The organism is Simiduia sp. (genome assembly GCF_058345725.1).
Window position 1 is genome coordinate 1 of the sequence record NZ_JBTUOC010000006.1, and the last position, 22,513, is coordinate 22,513.

Below are 22,513 nucleotides of genomic sequence, written 5' to 3' on the forward strand. Positions count from 1 at the left end.
CTTCGCCGGTCTGGAAAATGCCAGCGGCAGCAGCAGTGTGTTAACCGGCTCGGCAGCGGTCGACAATTTTGCAGTAAACACCGACGGTACAGTCGCGGGTAATAGCATTCGCTTTAGTGGCATCAGTATTGTGAATGCCGGTGCTGACAACGATACGGTGACGGGCAAATCGGGCAGCAGCTGGCTGCTGTTGGGTGGCAATAGTGCCCAAAGCGACACCGTGACGTTCAATGAGGTCGAGTTCCTGACAGGTGATGCAACGTCACTCACTGTCACCAACTCCAGCGATACACTCGACGTACAGGGCGTTGGTGTTGTTCAGGTATTGGGCATGGAGGTCAGATCTTCTGCGGCTGGTGGTCTAGTGCTCGTGGATATGTCTGGCGGTGATGCAGACAGAGTGCGCGCGCGCGCCGGTCAAAGTTTTGAATTGTTGGATGGATTACACAGAGTTCGAACCGACGGGATTGAGTTTTTAAGCGTAGAGCACGCCGAGAATGGTGGGATCATAGGCAGCGATGGTAACGGACTCTATGAAGTACTCGGGGATAAAAGAATTTCCGCAAATGGTATCGAATTTAACGATGTTGTCTTCTTAAATGCTGGTGATGGTTATGACACGGTAACGGGCTATACCGATACAGAGTGGAATATAACCGGCACTAAGTCGGCCGAGAATTTTGGAATCGTTTTCTCAAATGTTGAATACCTAAACAGCTCCGCCACGCACATTAATGGCACTGACGGTGTTGATAACTTTGTATTGACTGGTGCCAATTCGCTACAAGTTGCAGGTTTGGAAGTGGCATTCACTAACGGCTTGGTGAGTATCGACGGAGGTTTGAGCGACGATACGTTTACCGGGTTGGCCAATACGGTATACGGTTTAAATAGCGATTACAGTGCTGTTAGCGCCAGCGGAATATCGCTCGTTAATATTGCTGAGTTTACTCAGGGCCAGTTGCTTGGTCGTACACTTGCCGACAGCTTTACAGTGTCAACTTCCGGCCAGGTTTCTATCGGTGGCCTAGTGTTTAATGGATTGACCAGTCTCGATGGTAATGGCAGCGGAAATACTGTGTTGTTTGAGGGTGCAGACTCCCTCCAAATTAATAATACGGGATGGGTGACTTACACAACCGCTCAGGATCTTGTGATTTCCGATGTTCAAGCTTACTCGGGTGTTATTGATGCCGTGGCATTGAACTCCGATGTTACCAGCGTAAATATTGCGGCAGACGGGCAGCTTGATGTGGCAGGCGTAACGCTATCCTCATCGGCCAATCCACTGACCTTAAACGTCACGAGTGTCGACACACTCCTGGATTACAGTGCTGTACCGGTCACTGTTGGGGATACCGTCGGTGTACTCGAATCTAACGGGTTAACTGCACGCAATGTAGCGCAGGCCCGAGTGAATTCGTTGCAGGGTAAGAATTCAGTATCCTTAAGTGTGGCAGCTGACGGCACGGTATCTGTGGCTGGCATTGAAATTGTGGGGGTAGACAATTACGACGGTACTGCAAGCACCGACACCATTGCGGGGGGCGATCTCTCCCTGTTAGGTGACACAGGCAGCTTGGCCTTTAGCGGTGTGACGTTTACGGGCGTTGAGTCAGCGACAACCTCCACGGGCAATGTTTACGGTTCAGCGGGCTCAGACTTCGCGACCTTTAATACCAATGGTTCGATCACAGGCAACGGCATCGTTTTGAGTGCTTCGGCGACCGGCGGTTTCAGCCTTGTTGATCTGGGCTTAGGTGAAGATCATGTCACCTTAGTGAGTGGTGCCGCGCAGTTGAGCGCTGACAATCAAGCATTCAATGCTGGCACTACCCTGGTTCGAGGCGTCGACACAGCGACTGTGGCCACAGTACAAAGCACTACCGATACACCCTTTGACTACCTTGCGCAACACAGTGTAAGGGCGCGCAACATTACCTTTGACGGTGTCAGTGCCATCGTCACTTCACTCGGCTCACTCACAGGCGCCGCAAGTGTGCAGCTGCGCACTGATGGATCTATCGATGCGGGTGGCATGCATTTTTCTGGCTTGAATAGGGTATACGCCAACAGCCTGACGTTATCGGCGCTTGATGATTTAGTGAATGTGGATAGCAGCGGCGAGGTATTAACCGGCGGCGTGAGCTTCCTGGGTCTTGCCGAGCTGGATACCGGTGACGGTATTGATCACGTGCAGGCAGCATCGAGCAGTCAGTGGCAAATAACGTCGGGCGCAGCCGAGGTTAACCTGGGCAGCTTGGGGGTTTCCGGCGCGGAAATATTGTCGGGTGCAGAAGCCTTGGAGAGTCTCGTTGATAATCAACAACTGACGCTGTCTGCCAACGGCGAACTCACTGCGGGAAGCCTTACAATTCGCGATCTCGTAAATATTAATGCCTTGGGCGCTAATAGTGCGGTGCAGAGTTATGCGGGAACCGAATGGCAGCTCGCAGCTAATGCGACTCAGGTTACCGGCGGCGGCAAAACTTTTACGGGCTTTGCACTTTACCAAGCCGACGCGGCCACACTGCTGTCGGCGGCAGATAGCGATGAAGTGTTTGCGGTCAATGCGGCTGCCAGCCAGGTGGATGTCGGAGCGCTGGCGTTCAGTGGCGTGACCTTGCTCCAAGGGCAGGCGGGCGACCAGCTAAGCGTTGCGAATAATACCGCCATTCAGCTAACAGCGGTGGATTCGACCTTTAGCCTGGGCGATTTAAGCGTGCAAGGCATTCGGTCGGTGACGGGGTCGTCCATAGCATTGCAAGGTACTGAAGCGGCGGACACCTTTGCCTTAGCTGCAGGCGACAATAGGATTGCCGCCGGTGGAGTGCAATTTACGGGCGTCACAACGGTGGATGCCGGGGCCGGACAAAACCTTCTGGTTGGCAATGCTGAAAGTCGGCAGTACGGCCTTAGCGAAACGGCACAATTGAGTGTTGCAGGCATTTCGCTGAGTGGTATTCGCGAAGTACAGGCGCAAGGTACCAGCGATGTCGTATCAGCAAACGGTGCCAGCTGGCACGCGCAATCTGCCGGGAATGCGCTAACAAATAATGCCAGTCAGGCAAACATTGGCGATGTGTCTGTTTTATTTACGGGCATCGAAGCCATTGAGGGCACTGGCTCACTGTACGGCGCAGACGCCGGCACGCTGTATCAATTCAGTGACTTAAATACACTGCTGTACGGCAATATTACCTACAGTGACGTGAGTCAATTGAATGCCGGTGCCGGCGCAGACACACTGCAGGCCGCTAATTCTGACACTCAGTGGAATCTCAGTAGCACCGGCAGTGTGGCCACCAGCGGTGGTCGAAGTTTAACCTTTAGCGGTTTTGAAACGCTGGAACTCGGCAGCGGCGTTGACTCGGTAACACTGGCCAGTGGCAGCTTTTCCCGCATAGCCACCGGTGCAGGTGCCGACCAGGTACAGCTGGCCGGAGGTGCCCTGGGCACCTTAAATCTCGGTGCGGGCGATGACTATTTGGTCGTTGTAAATAATGCTTTGGCGCCAGCCAGTTTCACGGGTGATGCTGGAAGTGACACGCTGTTGTCGGAGGGTGGCCTAGCCTGGTCTTTGGTTTCCACTGAGGGTAATAACACCCTTGGTGGCTACAGCTTTACGGGCTTTGAATCCCTATTGGACTCCTCGACGGCGGTGCAAGTCGCCACGCTGGCGGCAAGTACATTCAGTGGTAAATCGCTTGCCTCCGGGGGCATGACGCTGGTGTTCGATTCGGCCAGTAGCTTGAATATGACGGCTAACGCCAGTGGCGCAAATGCCGTTAGCGGCAACCTCACAGTGGATGCGTTTACGCTGGCCTCTGCGGGCGATGTCAATTTGACACTGGCCGCCAATGCGATCGAAATATCTCCCACCGTTGGCGCAATAAACGTCGAGCTCGGTATTCAGGGCGATACCACCGTGAAAAGCATTAACGCCGGCAGCGGCAGCATCTTGCTGAAGAGCACAGAGCCAGGTTCGCTGTACTTTGAAGCGGGCAGGGAGAATTTAATCGCGAGCAATGTACAGCTGGGTACTAACGCAGAGCCCTTCCTGGCCATTGGCGACGAGCTAAACCCTGCGGTAATTCGGGCACAGAACAACGTGAAGTTTGTGTCGTTGAGCTACGTAGAGCCGCTTTACGTGGGCTTTATTCCCACCACCACCAGCTTTACGGGTAACCGGATTGAATCGGTATACGGCGCGCAGGCGGCACAGGGTGTGAAAAGCGCTGTGCAAACGGCGGTAGAAGATTTTGCCCAGGTAGACCCCGCCATTTTTGAAGCGGTTAGCCCCTATAGCGCCAGCGCCAATGCTCTCGGCGGCGGCGAGTTTCGCCTAGTCGCCGGTGTATTGTTGCCGGCGGACGCCACCGCAGCCGGTGACTCAGAGGAAGACGAAGAAGAGTCCAAGGAAGACGGGGCCGTTGAACCCTTAATCCTCGAAGTACCCGAGGATGCAGTTAAGCCAGAGCTTAAAGAGGGGTATGAGTCTTCCTATAAAATCGAAAAAGGCGACACCTTTTGGGATATTGCAGACAAATTTCTGAAAAATCCCTTTAAATGGCCTGATTTATGGAAGCAAAACCCTAATGTTCGCAACCCGGATAAAATCTATCCCGGGGACGTGATCAAGATCATTATGATAAAAGGCGATGCATTCCTAACCATTCAGGCAGGGCCTCAAATGGCGCCCGATATCTGCCAGGCAGGTTTTGCACTACAACCTATACAAAGCTCTGCAGCCAGCGAGCGCCAAACCTCGTAGGTAACAGAGCGCATCTGCATACGCGGCCGGCATAATTGCCGGCCGTTTTTTTTGCCGCGCCAAAACCCGCCAGAGCGGTGCTATGCTTTAACGAGTTGATCCATGAGGGAGCAGGTGATGATCTGCACATCCCGGGGCTGTGCCCGCTTTATTGCGCTACAAGTCCTCTTATTTTGCTGTACCGGCTTTGCTTCGCCATTGATCATCGGTGTGCCCTCAGACGTTCTGCGTGATTTCGAACAAGCGTTTCCTTCGCCTGTCGACTATTCGCTCGCGCCCAACTACCAGCATCCACATAACCGCCGCGACGTAGCCGAATTGATGTTGCTTCACCGTGCGCTTTGGTTGGGTGGGTACCGCGGCGAGTACCTGCACAGGGAGGTGGATGGCTATTTGCGCATCCTGCAACAGCTCTCCGAGGGACAGCTGGATGTTACCGGCACCAGCATCTGGGATTTTGATGGACGTACTTTGGCGGAAAGCGTGCTGCTGACTCGGCCTTTAGTGCGCCGCGGTGAATTTCGCGTGGGAATTTACACCCGTGAACAGCACCCGGCCTTGAAGTCCGTGCAATCCCTTGAGCAGCTCGTTGGGCTGTCGGTGGTGACCAATCGAAACTGGAAAATGGACTGGAGTCTGCTCGAGCAGATGGGCTTTACCAATATCCAATATGCAAACAGTTGGGAGTCGATGGTGAAAATGGTCCTAGCTGGCAGGGCCGACATACTGCTGGCGCCCTTTCCGGATAAAGAAAACCTCAATATTGAGCTGGGGGGAGGCGGGCGCTTAGCGCCTATCCCGGGTCTTGCTGTGAGCTTCCCAGGCGAGCGCTTATTACTGGTCAGCAAAAAACACCCCATGGCCCGCGAACTACTGACTTCTATTCAAAATGGCCTTAAGCAGCTGGATACCAGCGGCGAGCTGCACAGAGCCTACGAGGGCGCGGGCTTCTTCAATAGTAAAACGAAAGACTGGCAAGTACTGAAACCCTGACGACAAAAGTGAACCTCAAGCAATTGCGACAAAAGTGCTTGACAACGTTGTCCAGTCGACATACTGTCACCCTACCGACAACGTTGTCTAGAAGGCTCGAAGAGGCGCACGGCGGTTGTTAGGAGTTCTAGGTCATACAAATAACAAGTGTTAGAACAGAAGGGGACAGACATGTCTATTAAACTTAGCGATGCGATCAAAACAGTAAATCGCGCCTTGATCACCTGCGGATCATTGGGCGCACTTTCTATGGTGGCGGCTCCAGCTGTTGCTCAGGAAGCCAGCGAAATCGAAGAAATTCAAGTAATGGGTATCCGTGCTGCTTACCAGCGCTCAATGGATATCAAGCGTGACAGTCGAGCCATTGTCGATGTTATATCGGCCGAAGATATTGGTAAGTTTCCAGATAAAAACGTTGCTGAAAGCCTTCAGCGGGTTCCTGGTGTCACCATTCAGCGTCAGTTCGGCGAAGGCGCTGCCGTGTCAATTCGCGGTGCGGGCACCGATTTGACATTGACGACACTGAACGGGCAAAACGTTGCATCTACCGGTTGGTTTGTTCTTGAGCCGGCCCGTCGTTCATTTAACTATGAGTTGCTGCCGTCCGAAGTAGTTGGCGGCATTGAAGTGTATAAATCCTCTCGCGCAGATCTGCTGGAGGGTGGCGTAGGTGGCACCGTTGTCGTTAAAACGCGCAAGCCGCTGGATCTTGAAGCGAACACGGCCTATGCCTCAATCGAAGGCGGTTACGCCGATGATTCTGAGTCTTGGGACCCAATGCTATCTGGCATGTACAGCTTTAAAAACCAGGAAGAAACCTTTGGCGTGCTGGTATCAGCCGTTTACCAAGAGCGTTCCTTGCAGCGTCAAGGTAATGAGGCGTTCTGGGAGTGGGGTGCCGGTCCCGTTGCATTTACTAACGACCGCAAGCGTTCAGCGCTGACCGCGACATTACAGTACGCGCCAACCGAATCCTTGGACTTCGCATTAAATGTCATGGACATGCAAATGGAAGCCAATAATACCAACTACGCATTGTGGTTGACTCAAGCGGACACCAGCTGGGGTTCAGGTCAGACCACCGATTGGATTGATGGTACCCAAGCAGCAGGTCCGTTGAATGTAGCTTTTTACCAAGCGCGCCCACGTGAAGCCACAATGAATTCAGACGTGATTGATCTGGAAATGAATTTCAGTGGTGAAGGCTACAGCGTGCACGCTCAAATTGGTCAAACAACCTCAACAGGCGGTACCGATTTCGAAGCTGTTTTTGATGACGGTACTGGCGGCACTGCAATCGATGGCGGTACCTATGATTTCACCGGCGGCGGTCAGTCCTGGAGTCTGCCAAACGGCATTCAAGGCGCCTCTCTGTCTGAGTACAACCCCGGCACAGTTGTTATGGGTACCGGCGCAAACTTCAATGCAACGCCTAAAACGGATGATGAATCCTATATTCAGGCCGATTTGGAATTTGATGTGAATGCGGGTCCGCTGACCTTTATTAAAACAGGTTTCCGTTACGCAGAGCATGAGACAACCAGCCGTCAGTTCATCTTTGACCAAGATCCAAACGCGAGCTTGTCATTAGATACGAGTGGTATGGGCAGTTTGATTGATGTGGGTGCAGGTGGCTATTCCATCCTGTTGGTAGACGATGGCGCCATGAAATCTTTGGCTAAATCAACCATCACCGGACGCACTGAAAGCCTTGGTTCCTATCGCCATGTGGTTGAAGATAATACGGCTCTGTACGTAATGGCTAACTTCGAAAGCGGTGACATCAGCGGTGACTTTGGTGTTCGATACGTTCAGACTGACGCCAGCTCAATCTACTATGTAGATGACGTTCGCATGACTGAAGGCGGCGACTATTCAGAGGTTTTGCCTAGCTTGAACGTGAAGATGGATCTCTCTGAAAATCTACTGCTTCGCACCTCGGTTGCGCGCGTGCTGGCTCGTCCTCAGTATGGCGACATGTATTACAACCCCGATATTACGGGTGCTGACGATGATCTTCCGTCGAACCAGTTCTTTATTTTGGGTAGCCCTGGCCTTCTGCCATACGTAGCTAATCAATACGATGTGGGCCTAGAGTGGTACTTTACTGAGAATGCAATGTTATCGGCTGCTGTGTTCAAGAAGGATGTTGCAAACTTTGTAACTTTCTCTAATGAAGAAGGTGTTGCAACGGATGACTTGCCCGCGCCAGGATTTGGCGGTAATTTACGTCCAGATGAACTGGAGTGGACTGTACAGCGCAAGGCAAACGGTAATAAGGGCGATATTAAAGGCTTAGAGCTTCAGTATCAGCAATCTTGGGACAATGGCTTTGGCGCTATTGTCAACTACACTTATACCGATGCGGCTACAACCGAAGACTCCTATACCGATGCTAATATTCAGCTGAGCGATAGTTCTCGCCACGCCTATAACCTTACAGGCTACTACGAGAACGACATGTTTCAAGCGCGTCTATCGTACAACTGGCGCTCGGAGTATATGATTCGCGAAGCAGGTTCATACGGTAATCGTTTGCACGATGACTTTGGGTCATTGGACTTTAGTTCAGCGTGGCATGTTACCGAAGATATCGACTTGAAATTGGATGTGGTCAACTTAACTGGAGCGTCATCAAAACAGTTTGGTAATAACAACTATCCAACGAGTTACAGTGGTTTTGCCCGTGGCTTCCCTCTCTATGAATACGAGCAAGCCCGTCGTTTGATCCTCGGCGCAAGCATGAAGTTCTAAGCGATTGGATTCTGTAAGGGGTGGATTATCCACCCCTTTTTTTTGCAAAAAATATAGGGTATTGATTGGAGAAATATTATGTTGAGCCAATGGGTTCCTTTATCTGAGCAAGCTCACAGCCATATGAAGCTAAAGTCGGGTCTTTGTTTGGAGAACTATAAATCCCAACACTTGTTACCAGTTGTGCTACATGAGCTCGCTAAGGTGGCGGCCGACTTCCCGGTTATATTTGTAAAAAACGCTGAAACTGGCCAGTTTGAAATGGTAGGGCTAGTAGGTGTCAAGAGCGGTCACAATGCGTATGTGGTTGACGATCGATGGCGAGGTATTAGTTTGCCTCTGGTGCTGGCAAGCGCCCCATTCTCTATGAGACCCGTTGAGGGTGATGATGGATTTGTTTTGTGCGTAAACGAGGCAAGTAGCCAATTTAGCGCACATGAGGGCGATTCTCTGTTTGAGCATGGCAGAAAAAAATCTTCCCTACTGGAAAGAAAGGCCAAGCTAGCCATGAGTTTTGTTGAAAGTCGAATTCAAACCAGAGAATACATAAACTATCTGTTAGGTAACAAGTTGTTGATAGAGCAAAATATGACCATTACTCTGGACGAGGGGGAAGACCTTGTGCTGGAGGGAATCTACCTGATAAATGATTCGGCAATTAAAGGGCTTGGAGATGACCTGGTGTTGGATGCAAGACGACGCGGTTATCTGACGGCGATCTATGCACAGATGCTATCCATGCAACAAATGCCGAGGGTGGTGAAATTATCGATGACAAATAAGAACGATTGAGGCGCATGATGGTGTCAGTGCCGGAAATTCGAAACATCGCGGTAGTAGGGGGCGGGACTTCCGGTTGGTTGTCGGCCTGTCACTTGGCTAAGCGCTACGCCGATGAAGGTGCTGCGCAGGTCCGAATTACATTAATCGAATCACCAGATATTCCAACTGTTGGCGTAGGTGAGGGAACGGTGCCTGCAATTAGGGAGTCTTTAAAGGCCCTTGGGATCTCTGAAACAGACCTTTTCAAATACTGTGATGCGACCTTTAAGCAAAGTATTTTGTTTTCCGGTTGGATGACTAATCCGGGCGAAAGTACGAGTGACCACTATCACCACCTGTTTGATTACCCAGACGAGGGGGAGTGCGGTTTTACTCAAGCTTGGTTGCGGGGCCAGGCGGGTGAGCTTAGCTATGCGCATACGGTTGGTATTCAAGCGCAGTTGTGTGACGCAGGTTTAGCGCCAAAGTCGATTTTGCACCCAGAATTTAGCGGTATTGCCAGTTACGCCTACCATTTTGATGCAGCGAAATTTTCCGATTTATTGAAGCGGCACGCCATTGATGTCTTGGGTGTAAATTATGAGCAGGCAAATGTTGTAGGAGTGGTGCTTGCAGCCAACGGCCATGTTGAAAAGCTGAAAACTGATAGATTAGGTGATGTCACTGTAGACTTTGTTGTGGATGCATCGGGATTCAATGCAGCTATTCTTGGTAAAGAGCTGAATGTAGAGTTTATTAATAAGGGCCATACACTGTTTGTTGACGCAGCGATGGTCGCTCAGATTGGCTACCCTAAAGAGGATGCGAGCATCCCGTGTTACACCAAGGCCATAGCGCAATCCAATGGCTGGCTATGGGACATCGGCCTAAGTAGTCGCAGGGGTGTTGGTCATGTATTTTCCTCGGCCCATGTAACAGATGCCCAGGCTGAAAATGAGCTATTGGCCTATATAGGCTCAGATGAAGTTATCACCGACGTGCGTAAAATTCCTATGAAAATTGGCTATCGAAAGCAATTTTGGCAGGGTAATTGCGCAGCCATAGGGTTGTCGCAGGGGTTCGTGGAGCCACTCGAGGCCACGGGATTGCTGATGTTTGATGCGACGGCCAAATTGCTGGCCAAATTGTTGCCCGCATCATTGGAAAATCTACCAGCTGCCGAGCGACGGTTTAATGATAGAGTAAAATTCGCCTGGGATCAGGTGATCGACTTTATAAAATTGCATTACTGTATTTCTCGGCGGACAGACTCAGCATTTTGGAGAGATAACCGAGAGGAGAGCTCAATTTCCACTAGCCTATTGGATCGGCTCTCACTTTGGCGGGAGCGAGCTCCAGAGGAGCTTGATTTCGGCGATGCTTTTGGCATTTTTCACCGTGCAAATTACCTATATGTTTTGTATGGCATGAAATACCTACCTACGAATCTGAGAAATAGTGGCATTCGAAAAAGCGCTGAGGAGGTTAAGCAGGCGCTGTTGGAAAGACAAAGTCATTTTGAGCGTGGGTCGAAAAATCTCTCAGCACATAGAGAACTCATAGAAAAAATAAAGAAATACGGTTTGCAGGCTATTTAGAACGAGGTCCGGCTGAATGAAAAGTATACTGGTTGTCGGCGGTGGTGCGGCTGGCTGGATGACAGCAATTTATCTCAACCGTTATTTTAATCGCGATAAACAAAGTGTCAGTATCACGCTGGTGGAAAGCGAGGATATTGGCGTGATAGGGGTGGGCGAGGCAACGGTACACAGTATCCGCTATTTCTTTGCGGCTTTAGGTATAGATGAGCAAGAGCTGCTGAATGAAACCCATGCAACGCTCAAGCTCGGCATTATGTTTCGCAACTGGATGCAACCAAATACCGCTGGCATGCACGAGTACTTTCACCCCTTTGAGCCAAATGGTGTCGGCGACGGCTTTGATTTGTCCTCGCTCTGGCTGATGAGTGGGCATAGAAAATTTCAGCGCTACGACCAAGGTGTTTGCAGTTCCTCGTGGTTAATTCAAAAAAATTTAACAGCTAAAAGTAAAAACTCCAGACCTTATACCGGCTTAGTGCCCTACGGTTATCATTTAGATGCCGTGCTGATGGGGCGTTTTTTAAGAAAGAAAGCGCTAGAGGCAGGTGTATTGCATCGGGTGTCTACCGTTAGTCGAGTGGACGTCGCCGACGGCCAAATTACCGGCGTACAGACGGCTGAAGGGGTATTAACCGCCGACTTTTACATAGATTGCACAGGCTTTTCAGGCAAGCTGATTGAAGGAGTTAGCGACTCCGAAAATTGGGAGTCTTTTTCCGATGCCTTGCCCTGTGATAAAGCAGTTGCTTTGCAAATTCCCTATCGCGATGGCGAGACCAGCAAACCCTATACAGTAGCAACTGCGCTTTCCAGTGGGTGGGCATGGGAGATAGATTTAACCAATCGCCATGGTACGGGATACGTTTATGATAGCGACTACCTCACGCCGGAGGCGGCAGAGGCAGAATTGCGGGCTCATTTGGGTGTTTCAAAAGACGAGGGCAGCGCGCGCCACCTCACTATGAAAGTGGGTTGTAGGAAGGTTTTTTGGCAGGGTAATTGTGCTGCCATCGGGCTCGCCAGTGGTTTTATTGAGCCGTTGGAGTCTACCGGGCTGCATCTTATTAACATGGGCATCAAATTGTTGGCGACGCATTTGTCCGGCGAGCGAGATGCACAGGTGGTGGCCAACTATAACAAGGCGATGCGTGGCATTTATCAGGATCTAAAGCAGTTTATTGTGTTGCACTATTGCTTGACCGATCGAACGGATACGCCATTCTGGCGTAAAGTAGGGCAGAGCGCTTCTTCCTGCCCCGGGTTACCCGAAAAACTTGCGCTGTGGCAACACAAAGTGTGCGAGTTTATGGATTTGGCCGGTGGATTTACCACAACCTTTACCGACGAAAATTACCGTTACGTGCTTTATGGTATGGGCCATAGGCCAGACTTACGCCTTGCTGCAGATCAGGCTCAGCTAGAGCGGGTGTTGCAGCAACAGCAAGGCCAAAGCGAGCGTCTGTGTGAGTTGGCGCTATCGCAAGCGAGCTTGTTTCCCATTAAAAGCTGTGAAAACCTCAGTTAAACCGTTGACAACGTTGTCTTACTTTCGTATTGTTAGACAACGTTGTCAGGGTATGAAACACTCTTTCGATGTGGGTTTCAGGATCGCGGTGCCTTGCAACCGCCCGCGTTCTTGTTTCTTTCCTCTCGTAGCTATGCTCTTTCTGGGTTGGTGTCCTGTCAGTCCCAACCCAATTTTTTCAGCTATGACAGTAGAAGCTTGCTCGGCAAACGCTGAACAATAAATCAGAATAAGTGACAATGGCTGAGGTGAATAATGGGACAGGTGCCAACAGGAGAAGGTGTGATGTACCTTGGCATTGACGGTGGTGGTAGCAAAACCAAAGCCATTCTAGTGAACGAAGCCAACCAGGTGCTGGGCACCGGTTTGGCTGGCCCGGCCAACCCGCTACACGGCGTTGAGCAGGCCTTTACCTCTATTACCTTATCTGCAGAGCTGGCCCTGGAGTCGGCAGGCTTTAAGCGCAATCATCTATCCAAGCTGGTAGTTGGCGCCGGTTTGGCGGGTGTGAACTTGCCGGATTTGTTTCAGATAGTCGATCAGTGGGAACACCCTTTTGCAGAATTTTATTTAACCACCGATTTGCACATTGCGTGTTTGGGTGCCCACGCCGGCGACGACGGCGCCGTTATTATTACGGGCACGGGCAGCTGTGGCTATGCGCACGTCAATGATCGCTCCTTGATTGTGGGGGCGCACGGTTTTCCCTTTGGCGATAAGGGCAGTGGTGCCTGGATGGGGCTGGAGGCGCTCAAGTACGCGCTCTTGGCGTCAGACAATTTAGCCCCCGAAAGCCCTTTAAAAGCGGCGGTGGAAGCTCAGCTGGATGCCCAGGGCATCGACATGGTTAGCCGCATGGCCGGCGCTACCTCGCGCGACTATGCGCGCTTGGCGCCCCTGGTATTCGAACAGGCCGAAGCGGGCGACGCAGTTAGCTTGGCCATTGTGCAAGACGGTGCCGACTATATTTCCGCCGTTGCGCACAAGCTGTGGCAGGCCGGACCCAAGCGCCTGTCCATGCTGGGCGGTTTGTCGGAGCGGCTACAGCAATGGATGGACAAAGACATTGTTAAAGGCCTTAGCCCCGCCCAGCTACAGCCGGAGTTTGGCGCCGTGCACTTTGCAAAATCTCAAATTAATAAACTCGTAAAAAGCGCGTAATAATGAAGGAATACGGGATGTTTGGCTCTATTAAGTTTTTGGGCACGTTAGTTGGGTTAGCCCTGTGTGTGGCTGCTTGTGGCGAAGCTTCGCGCGCCACGGCGCCTCTGGCGGCGGCGCCGTTAAATTCACACTATGTGGTGGAACCCCAAGCAGCTGTCAGCCAGATTATTCCCGCTCCGCGCGTATTGACGCCTAAAGCCGGTCAGTTTTCATTGCATGCGGGCACCGTGGTGGTGGCAGAGGGGCGGGCAGTGGGTGTTGCCAACTATTTACGCCAGTTGTTGGGCCCGGCCACCGGCTATGAGCTGCCGCTGGTGGCAGAGGCAAAAGCGCAACCATCAAGCATTGCGCTGACGTTGGATGAGCGGGTGCAGGGCGCGGAGGCCTATCTGTTAAACGTCGATCCCGATGGCATTGTGATTCGCGCGGCAACAGAAACCGGATTGTTCTGGGGCGTGCAATCGCTGCGGCAGTTGTTACCGCCAGCTATTGAAACGCAGGCGCCAATTAATCAAGCCCGTTGGCCCATTGCCGCGGTCAGTATCGAAGATTCGCCGGTCTACGGTTATCGAGGCATGCACCTCGATGTCAGCCGCACATTTTTTCCGGTGCAATTTATCAAGCAGTACATCGACTTGCTGGCGCTCCACAAACTCAATTACTTCCATTGGCACTTAACCGATGACCAGGGTTGGCGCATTGAAATCAAACAGTTTCCGCGGCTCACTGAGGTGGGTGCCTGGCGTGAGGGTACTGTGGTTGGTCACACCTACGATAAAACCTATCTCAACGATCAGCAGCGGTTGGGCGGTTTTTACACACAGGCAGAGATCCGCGACATTGTGGCCTATGCGGCGGCGCGCCAGATTACAATCATTCCAGAAATCGACGTGCCAGGGCATGCCTCTGCCATTTTAAAGGCCTACCCAGAGTTGGCCTGTGCAGAACAAGACTTTGATGTGCAGCAACACTTTGGTGTGTTTCCGGCGGTGCTCTGCCCAACCGAGGCAACCTTTGCCTTTTTGGAAAAAGTGTTTGCCGAAGTCATCGAGCTGTTTCCCTCGCCCTACATTCACGTGGGCGGCGACGAAGTCAAAACAGTGCAGTGGGAATCCTGTGAGCCCTGCAAGGCGTTAATGGTACGCGAGGGGCTGGACGATTATTTTGCCCTGCAAGGCTATTTTATCAGTCGTGTGGAGGCCTCAATTAATAAAATGGGGCGCAAAATTATCGGCTGGGATGAAATTCTTGAGGGCAAGGTGGCGGCCAGTGCAACCATTACTTCTTGGCGCGGTATAGAAGGTGCCATTCACGCAGCTAAACACGGGCACGATGCCATTATGGCACCCGGCTCGCACCTCTACTTTGATCACTATCAGTCGCGCGCTATCGACGAACCCCTGGCGATTCACGGGCTAACGCCAGTGCAGGAAACCTACGCGTTTCAGGTAATGCCCGATGAGCTGAAAGACACACCGGCGGCGAAACATATTTTAGGTGCACAGGGTCACCTGTGGACAGAGTACGTGCGCACGCCGGCTAAAGCCCAGTACATGGTGTTGCCAAGAATGAGCGCACTGTCCGAGGTGGTGTGGCGTGGCGACGACGGCAAAAACTGGAAGGATTTTTCCCGCCGCCTGCCGTCGTTGATCAATCGCTTTGAGCAGATGGGGCTCAATGTCGCCAAAACCGTTTATACCGTGAATACGTCTGTTGCTCGCGAAGGTCAGGCATTTGCGCTGAGCTTGTCGACGGATATGCCCGATGTGGACATCCGTTATACGCTTGATGGCAGTTTGCCAAATCACACGAGCAAGATATATCAGCAGCCCTTATCGTTGCCGCAGGGTGGCTATGTGCGAGCCAGAGCACAGCACCGTATTACCGGTGAGTTGTTCGCTGAGCGCCGCTTAACCTTGGTCGCACACAAGGCGCTGAATGCCACAGTGGAAGTCTTAACTGAAGCCGATCGCGCCTGGAATACTAAACCGGAGCTGAGCTTAGTGGACGGCGTATTGGCGCGCGATCAGATTTTTCAGCTGGACGATTGGGCAACCTTTGCCGGCAACGACTTTGCAGCCGTGGTGACGCTGGCCCAGGCTACATCCGTTAGCAGTGTGAATCTGGGCTTTAATCCTGGGCGCTTCCGCGATTTTTACGCGCCCACTCGGGTCAGGGTATGGGGCTCGAACGATAAGGCAGAATGGACGCTATTGGCTGAAAAAGCCGGCGACGTTTTGCTACCCCCGGCACTAAAAGGCAATGCGCTTACCTTGAGTTTCGCCCCTGCGGTTTATGCCCACGTAAAGGTTGAGGCAGAAAATCGCGCCCAACGGTTTTCTACGGAAGATGCGAAACCCGTGCCGGCAACCTTGTATATTGACGAATTAATCATCCAATAATAACGACTTAGGTGGTTTGATATGAGCAGTTCTATGGCAGTTTCTGAATCACGTGAAGGGACACTGATCCCCATGTTGATTATTGGTATTCTATTTTTCATCTTTGGTTTTGTGACGTGGCTGAATGGCTCGCTCATTCCCTTTTTAAAAATTGTGTGCGAGCTGAACGAATTTCAGGCGCTCTTTGTGACCTTTGCCTTTTATATTGCCTATACCTTTATGGCACTGCCAGCGGCACAGGTGCTGAAGAAAACGGGTTATAAAATGGGCATGGTTGTGGGCTTGGGTGTGATGGCGCTGGGCGCATTGCTGTTTATCCCGGCGGCGCAAACCAGCCACTATGCGTTGTTTTTAGCCGCGCTGTTTATTTTGGGCACCGGGCTGACGCTGCTGCAAACGGCGTCTAACCCCTACATCGTGTGCATTGGTCCCCGTGAAAGCGCCGCCATGCGCATTAGTGTCATGGGTTTGGTGAACAAGGCGGCAGGCATTGTGGTGCCGGTATTATTTACCGCCTGGATATTGACCGGCATGGATCAGTTTGAAGAGCCCGTATTGGCGGCCTTGAGTCAAGCAGAGCGTGAAGCGCGCCTGGCCGAGCTGTCTGGCCGGCTGGTAATGCCCTACATCTACATGGCCATTGCGCTGGTGGGGCTGGCGCTGTTCGTCAAATTTTCACCGCTGGCCGAGTTGGAATTGGAAGAGCCTGAAACCCAGGTGGACGATAAGTTTGGCATTCTGGCGTTCCCGCAAGTGATTTTGGGCGCGGTTGCACTGTTCATGTACGTGGGCGTTGAGGTTATTGCTGGCGACACCATTGGGCTTTACGGGCGTGGATTAGGTGTTGCACATTTTGGCTCGTTAACCTCTTACACAATGACATTTATGGTGATCGGTTATGGCCTGGGTGTTGTGGCCATTCCGAAATACCTGTCGCAAGAGCGCGCGCTATTGGGCTCGGCGGTATTGGGTTTACTCTTTACTTTAGGTGTAATGTTTGCCTCGCGGGAATCGCATCAAATGAGTGAGGTATTGTTTGGTTGGTTGGGCGTGCCCACTGTGCCAAACACCGTAATGTATTTGGCGCTATTGGGTTTTGCCAATGCATTGGTTTGGCCCGCGGTCTGGCCGCTGGCGCTCGAGGGCTTGGGTAAGTACACGGGCACTGGCTCGGCGCTGTTAATCATGGGCATTGCCGGTGGCGCAATACTGCCCCTGGCGTACGGACACTTTGCAGAGGTGGGCGGCAACAGTCAGTCTGCCTACTGGGTGATGATTCCCTGCTATGTGTTCATTTTGTTTTACGCCCTAAAAGGCCACAAATTGCGTACATGGCGCTAACCCTAACCACCCATTCACCTATTAAACGTTAAATTGCTTCAACGTTTGGCCGGTATTTATTACCGGCTTTTTTATTGAGAAAAGTTATGGCTGCTACACGTTACATCGCCCTGGATGCCATGCGGGGTTTAACATTGGCATTGATGATTCTGGTCAATACGCCGGGATCTTGGTCGCACATTTACGCGCCGCTACAGCACGCCGACTGGCATGGCTGGACGCCGACCGATCTCGTGTTTCCGTTTTTTTTATTTATTGTGGGCGCTGCGCTGTTTTTTAGCAGCCAGGCCCAGCGCGGCCAGCCGGTGGCCGAGCTTTGGCTCAAAGTGCTCAAGCGCGCCGGTTTGTTGGTGGCCATCGGTGTGTTTTTGGAATACTACCCCTTTCTGGTTTCGCTAGAGCAGTTGCGCCTGCCGGGTGTACTGCAGCGCATTGGCATCGCCTATGGGTTGGCTGCAGCCCTGCAGTTGCTGTGTCGCAACGCCGGTATCGACAATGGCCAAGGCGTCAATATTGGGGTTATTAGTCTGTTATTGGTGGGCTATTCCTGGTTGCTGCGCTGGTCTTCGGAACCCTTTTCTCTGGCCGGCAATCTGGTTCGGCAGGTAGACGTGGCGCTGCTGGGTGCGTCGCACCTGTGGCAGGGAAAGGGCTTGCCCTTTGACCCCGAAGGGCTGCTGAGCACGCTGCCGGCTGTGGCCACAGTGTTGGTGGGTTACGAGGCGGCGCGCTGGCTGCGCTCGGGCAATTCCTTACAGCGATTGCTGATGGGCTTGGTGTTTGTTGGTACAGCGCTAGTGGCTGGAGCCTATGTGTGGCCTGATCCCATTAACAAATCGCTTTGGACATCCAGCTACGTGTTATTAACCGGTGGCCTTGCGCTGATTTGCTTAGCAATCTTATTGTTGACAGAGCAGCACACGGTGGGCGCGCAGGCCCAGAAACCGCTGGCGATTTTGGGTGAAAATCCGCTGTTTATCTATGTGTTGTCTTGGTTGTGGGTGCGCAGTTATGGGCTGATCAAGACCGACGCCGGTACTCTATATGAAACACTCTACGGCGTATTTTTGCAGGTGGCTTCGCCTAATATGGCCAGCCTGCTGTTTGCGTGTGCGCATTTGCTGCCTTTGTGGTTGCTGGCCTGGTGGCTGCACCGGCGCCAGATCTTTATCAAGCTGTAATCGCGCAGGCCCGCAAGACTGTTCACCGGCGGCCGTTGGGGTTAGCATGGGCGCCTTTCTTAGTGCAGCAGTGTGGGCGGGTTATGTCGGGCTTTTTAAAAACTTCGGGCGTGTTGATTGCGGTGTTAGCCGGCGTGTACTGGGTGCTGCGCTTTGCGGTGCCGGTGCAAGTGGTTAGCCATCCTTATTTTAACGACACGGCCTTTGAAGTGATTGCCCACGGCGCAGGGCAGGGGTTGCAACCCAAAAATACCCTGGCCGCCGCTATGATGGCCAATCAGCTAGAGGCCGATATTATCGAAATTGACATTCACGCCAGTAAAGATGGCGTGTTGGTCATGAGCCACGATGACACAGTGGATGACATGACCGATGGCACTGGCCTGATTCGCGAACATACCTTTGCCCAACTGCAGGCGCTGGACGCCGCCACGGGCTTTCGTCGAGACGAAGGCTCGCCACTGGTGGGGACGGGTATTGGTATACCCGCATTGGCGGATGTTTTTACCGCGCTGCCCGAAGCCCGTTACATCATCGAGATTAAACAATTGGCGCCCAGCATTGCGCAGCCTTTGTGCGATTTAGTGCGCGAGCGCAAGCTTACGGAAAAAGTGCTGGTGGGGTCGTTTTTCACCGAACCGCTGGCCGAATTTCGCGCCGCCTGCCCAGAGGTGGCCACGTCTATGTCGCAACCGGAAGTTACCATGTTAGTGATATTGCAAAAGCTGCGCTTATCGCACCTGTACGATGTGCCGGGCGTTGCGCTGCAAGTGCCGGTGGCCTCGGACGGCATTACCATTGTTACGGAGAGCTTTGTCCAAGATATGCAGGCGCGGGGCTTAAAGGTGCACGTCTGGACGATCAACAGTTTGGAAGACATGCGCGCGTTGATTGAGCTGGGTGTGGACGGCATTATTACCGACTACCCAGACCGCTTGAAAACCTTGCTGCGTACCGCCACGCAATAGCGTTAGCAATTATTTTTAAAGCGGCGCACAAATTCCACCACCCGCTGGCTTGCGGACCCGTAGAGCCCCTCGTCAAAGCCGGCGGCATTGTCCGATGGCACCAAATTTATTTCCAGGGTTCGGGCGCCGTAGGCTTTCGCCTGCTGATAGAAACCCGCCGCCGGGTAGACATTGCCCGAGGTGCCAATTGCCACGAACAGATCGCAGGCCGCCAGCGCCTGGTCTATTTCTTCCAGATACAGGGGCATTTCCCCAAACCACACAATGTGCGGCCGCAAGCTACCTAGGCTGTAGCAACTTGGGCAGCTGTCGCTGGCGTCTAGTGATTGGTGCCATTTGTGCACGGCGTTGCAGCGGGTACAGCGCGCCTTGGTGAGTTCGCCATGCATGTGCAGCAACTGCCGGCTGCCCGCGCGCTCGTGCAGGTTGTCGACATTCTGCGTGACCAGCAAAAAATTGCGCCCCAAGTGATGCTCCAGTTCCATCAATGCCACGTGGGCGGCATTGGGCTCGGTCTCCAACAGCGATGCGCGCCGCAAATTGTAAAAGCGATACACCAATTCCGGATTGGTGGCAAAGGCCTCGGGCGTGGCCACCTCCTCCACGCGGTGGTTTTCCCACAGCCCATCGTTATCGCGAAAGGTTTTCAGGCCCGACTCGGCCGAAATCCCGGCGCCCGTTAGCACCACTACTTTAGGTGTCTTCACACAAACTCTCCCGTGTTTCTCGCGCCCAGTTTAGCCAGTTTTCTTCATTACTGATGCCCAGTTTTAGTGTGAGGTAGGGCAATTTAAGGCGCGCCTGCTGGGTATTGCTCAGACTGTGATAATTGGACTCAATGGCCTTCAGCTGCGCCAGGCTTTTCGCATGCAGGCCCATGTGGCGGTCTAGCTCTGCTAACAGGTCGGCCCGGGGCAGGTGTCTGCCGCCGTAGAGCTTAATCAGAAAGGCGTCTTTGTATTTGTGCAGCTTGGCGGGTTGTACCAGCCACTCCTTCAGTGCCTGTTGGCCTTCGGGGGTAACGCGGTAGATTTTTTTGTCGGGGCGATCGGCTTGCGGCGCGGTATCGCAGGCCAGCCAGCCCGCATCGGTCATGGTTTTGAGTTCTTTGTACACCTGTTGGTGGCTGGCATTCCAGAAAAACCCCACCGAGCCCTTAAATTGCTGGCTGAGGTCGTAGCCAGAGGCGGGGTTATCGGCCAGCAATACCAGCAGGCTGTGTTTGAGTGACATGGGGTGGTGATCTCCGTAGTTATGCAAATTCTTGCATATTGATTGGTCTGGCGCTATCTTATGCAAAAAGTTGCATATATAACTGCCTAGTTCTCCGGAGAAGCCTATGAATGCGCAAACCAAGTTGCCAAAACGCACCGTTCGCACGGGGCGTCGCTATCGCTCCGGACGCGCTGCCAACAATTACGATGTCGTGGTGGTGGGCTCTGGTATTGGTGGCCTTTGCACGGCTGCACTGTTGGCCAAGCTGGGCAAGAAAGTGTGCGTATTGGAGCAGCACTATACCGCTGGCGGTTATACCCATAGCTATGAAAATGCGGGCTACGAATGGGATGTAGGTGTGCACTACATCGGCGAGGTGCATAAGTCTTGGTCGGTGTTGCGCCGGATCTTTGATGTGATCAGTGATCACGGTATCCGCTGGGAGCCAATGGCTGCTTGTTACGACCGCATTATCCTGGGCGATGAAGCCTTTGACTTCAGAGCGGGTCGCGTCAACTTTGTGGATGATCTGAAGGCGCGCTTTCCGGAGGAGGGCGCCGCTATCGATGCCTATATAGCGCTGCTACAAGAGGTTAGTGCTAAGGTGCCGCGTTTTTTTGCAGCTCAGGCGATGCCGAAATGGTGTGCGAATCTGTATCGGCCGCTGCGCAAGTGGTTATTGCCCGACTGCGCCTTTCAAACCACGGCACAGGTGCTCGGTACATTAACGACTAATCAAAAACTGATTGCCGTATTAACCGGGCAGTGGGGTGACTACGGGTTGCCGCCCTCGGAATCCAGCTTCCTTATGCATGCCATGGTAGCCAAACACTATTTAGCTGGCGCCGCCTACCCGGTGGGCGGCAGCTGGAAAATTGCCGATGCCATAATCCCTGTCATACGGCGCGCAGGCGGCGAGGTGTTCACCTATGCAGGGGTTGAACAAATTCTGATTGAAAACCATCGCGCCGTGGGCGTGCGCCTGCAAAATGGCGATGAAATCCGCGCGCCGCAAGTGGTCAGCAATGTGGGCTATGTGCCCACGGTGAAGCGGCTTTTGCCCGAAGCCGTGCAGCCGGCATTTCAGTTAGACTCCTTGGCGGTGCCACTGTCGTCGGCGCACTTGTGTGTCTACGCGGGTTTTAAAGGCGACGCCGAGCGCCTGGGCTTAGACAGCACTAACCTCTGGGTGTACCCAGACGCTAACCACGATCTAAATGTGCACAGTCACCGGCAAGATCCCAATTCGGCATTTCCGCTGGTGTACATTTCGTTTCCGTCCAGCAAAGACCCCCAGTGGTCGCAACACTACCCCGATAAAAGCACTGTTGAAATTGTTACCATCGGCAGCCTGAAACAATTCGAACCCTGGCTTGGCAGCCAGTGGAGCAAGCGCGGCGACGACTACGACGCGCTAAAAAAACAGATCGCCGAACGCCTGCTTGACGTGCTCTACAAGCACCGGCCGCAATTGCGCGAGGCGTTGGATTTTTACGAGCTATCCACCCCCTTGTCCACGCAATGGTTTCAGTGGAACGACGTGGGCGAAATATACGGCTTAGATCACACTCCCAAACGTTTTGAGCAACCGCAGCTGCATACAGAAACCCCAATTAAAGGCCTGTATTTAACAGGTGCCGATGTAGTCACCGCCGGTGTCGGTGGCGCACTGATGGGTGGCGTTATGGCGGCGGCGCGGATGATGGGGTGGCGCGGGTATAAGGTGATGGGGTTGTTGAAGAGCTAGCTTAGGTGGATAAATTATTTATGAGTGAGTTGGAAAAATAAAAAGGCCCTTAGTTTCTAGGGGCCTTTTAATCGATGTATGCAGTC

General features: G+C 52.7%; 14 protein-coding genes. 12 read left to right on the forward strand and 2 right to left on the reverse strand.

Features of this window, described 5'->3' with window-relative positions:
* From ACW8F6_RS01585 to ACW8F6_RS01635, 11 genes are all read left to right on the forward strand, one after another.
* Positions 1–4,774, forward strand: a 4,774-nt coding sequence (locus ACW8F6_RS01585; RefSeq protein WP_491574084.1) for a LysM peptidoglycan-binding domain-containing protein, incomplete at its 5' end; no start/stop codon positions are given.
* Positions 4,775–4,891: 117 nt separating this feature from the next.
* Entirely contained in the window at positions 4,892–5,767 is an 876-nt protein-coding gene (locus tag ACW8F6_RS01590; protein ID WP_491574085.1) for a type 2 periplasmic-binding domain-containing protein, read from the forward strand.
* A gap of 171 nt (positions 5,768–5,938) precedes the next feature.
* Entirely contained in the window at positions 5,939–8,521 is a 2,583-nt protein-coding gene (locus ACW8F6_RS01595; RefSeq protein WP_491574086.1) for a TonB-dependent receptor, read from the forward strand.
* A 78-nt stretch (positions 8,522–8,599) separates the two neighbouring features.
* The gene (locus ACW8F6_RS01600) at positions 8,600–9,313 is read left to right on the forward strand and encodes a SapC family protein (protein WP_491574087.1); all 714 of its coding nucleotides are present in this window, start codon (positions 8,600–8,602) and stop codon (positions 9,311–9,313) included.
* A gap of 5 nt (positions 9,314–9,318) precedes the next feature.
* Positions 9,319–10,881, forward strand: coding sequence for a tryptophan halogenase family protein (locus ACW8F6_RS01605; protein WP_491574088.1), 1,563 nt, complete (start codon positions 9,319–9,321; stop codon positions 10,879–10,881).
* A 16-nt stretch (positions 10,882–10,897) separates the two neighbouring features.
* Entirely contained in the window at positions 10,898–12,409 is a 1,512-nt protein-coding gene (locus ACW8F6_RS01610) for a tryptophan halogenase family protein (protein ID WP_491574089.1), read from the forward strand.
* A 255-nt stretch (positions 12,410–12,664) separates the two neighbouring features.
* Positions 12,665–13,570: an N-acetylglucosamine kinase gene (gene nagK, locus ACW8F6_RS01615; RefSeq protein WP_491574090.1), complete on the forward strand. Its 906-nt coding sequence runs from the start codon at positions 12,665–12,667 to the stop codon at positions 13,568–13,570.
* Between the two features lie 17 nt (positions 13,571–13,587).
* Positions 13,588–15,975, forward strand: a complete 2,388-nt coding sequence (locus ACW8F6_RS01620; RefSeq protein ID WP_491574091.1) for a beta-N-acetylhexosaminidase — start codon at positions 13,588–13,590, stop codon at positions 15,973–15,975.
* A gap of 21 nt (positions 15,976–15,996) precedes the next feature.
* The gene (locus tag ACW8F6_RS01625; protein ID WP_491574092.1) at positions 15,997–17,316 is read left to right on the forward strand and encodes a sugar MFS transporter; all 1,320 of its coding nucleotides are present in this window, start codon (positions 15,997–15,999) and stop codon (positions 17,314–17,316) included.
* An 86-nt stretch (positions 17,317–17,402) separates the two neighbouring features.
* Positions 17,403–18,497, forward strand: coding sequence for an acyltransferase family protein (locus tag ACW8F6_RS01630; RefSeq protein ID WP_491574093.1), 1,095 nt, complete (start codon positions 17,403–17,405; stop codon positions 18,495–18,497).
* Positions 18,498–18,580: 83 nt separating this feature from the next.
* Complete coding sequence (locus tag ACW8F6_RS01635; RefSeq protein ID WP_491574094.1) at positions 18,581–19,465, forward strand: glycerophosphodiester phosphodiesterase family protein; 885 nt, start codon at positions 18,581–18,583, stop codon at positions 19,463–19,465.
* 2 nt (positions 19,466–19,467) lie between these two features.
* On the opposite strand, the gene cobB is transcribed toward ACW8F6_RS01635, so the two are convergent.
* Positions 19,468–20,172 (reverse strand): Sir2 family NAD+-dependent deacetylase, encoded by a 705-nt coding sequence (gene cobB, locus ACW8F6_RS01640; RefSeq protein WP_491574095.1) that lies wholly within the window; start codon positions 20,170–20,172, stop codon positions 19,468–19,470.
* Complete coding sequence (locus ACW8F6_RS01645) at positions 20,159–20,698, reverse strand: PadR family transcriptional regulator (protein WP_491574096.1); 540 nt, start codon at positions 20,696–20,698, stop codon at positions 20,159–20,161. The genes cobB and ACW8F6_RS01645 overlap by 14 nt, the downstream gene beginning before the upstream one ends.
* A 106-nt stretch (positions 20,699–20,804) precedes the next feature.
* Here ACW8F6_RS01645 and ACW8F6_RS01650 point away from each other — a divergent pair, with 106 nt between their 5' ends.
* Positions 20,805–22,427, forward strand: a complete 1,623-nt coding sequence (locus tag ACW8F6_RS01650) for a phytoene desaturase family protein (RefSeq protein WP_491574097.1) — start codon at positions 20,805–20,807, stop codon at positions 22,425–22,427.
* Positions 22,428–22,513 lie beyond the last annotated feature (86 nt).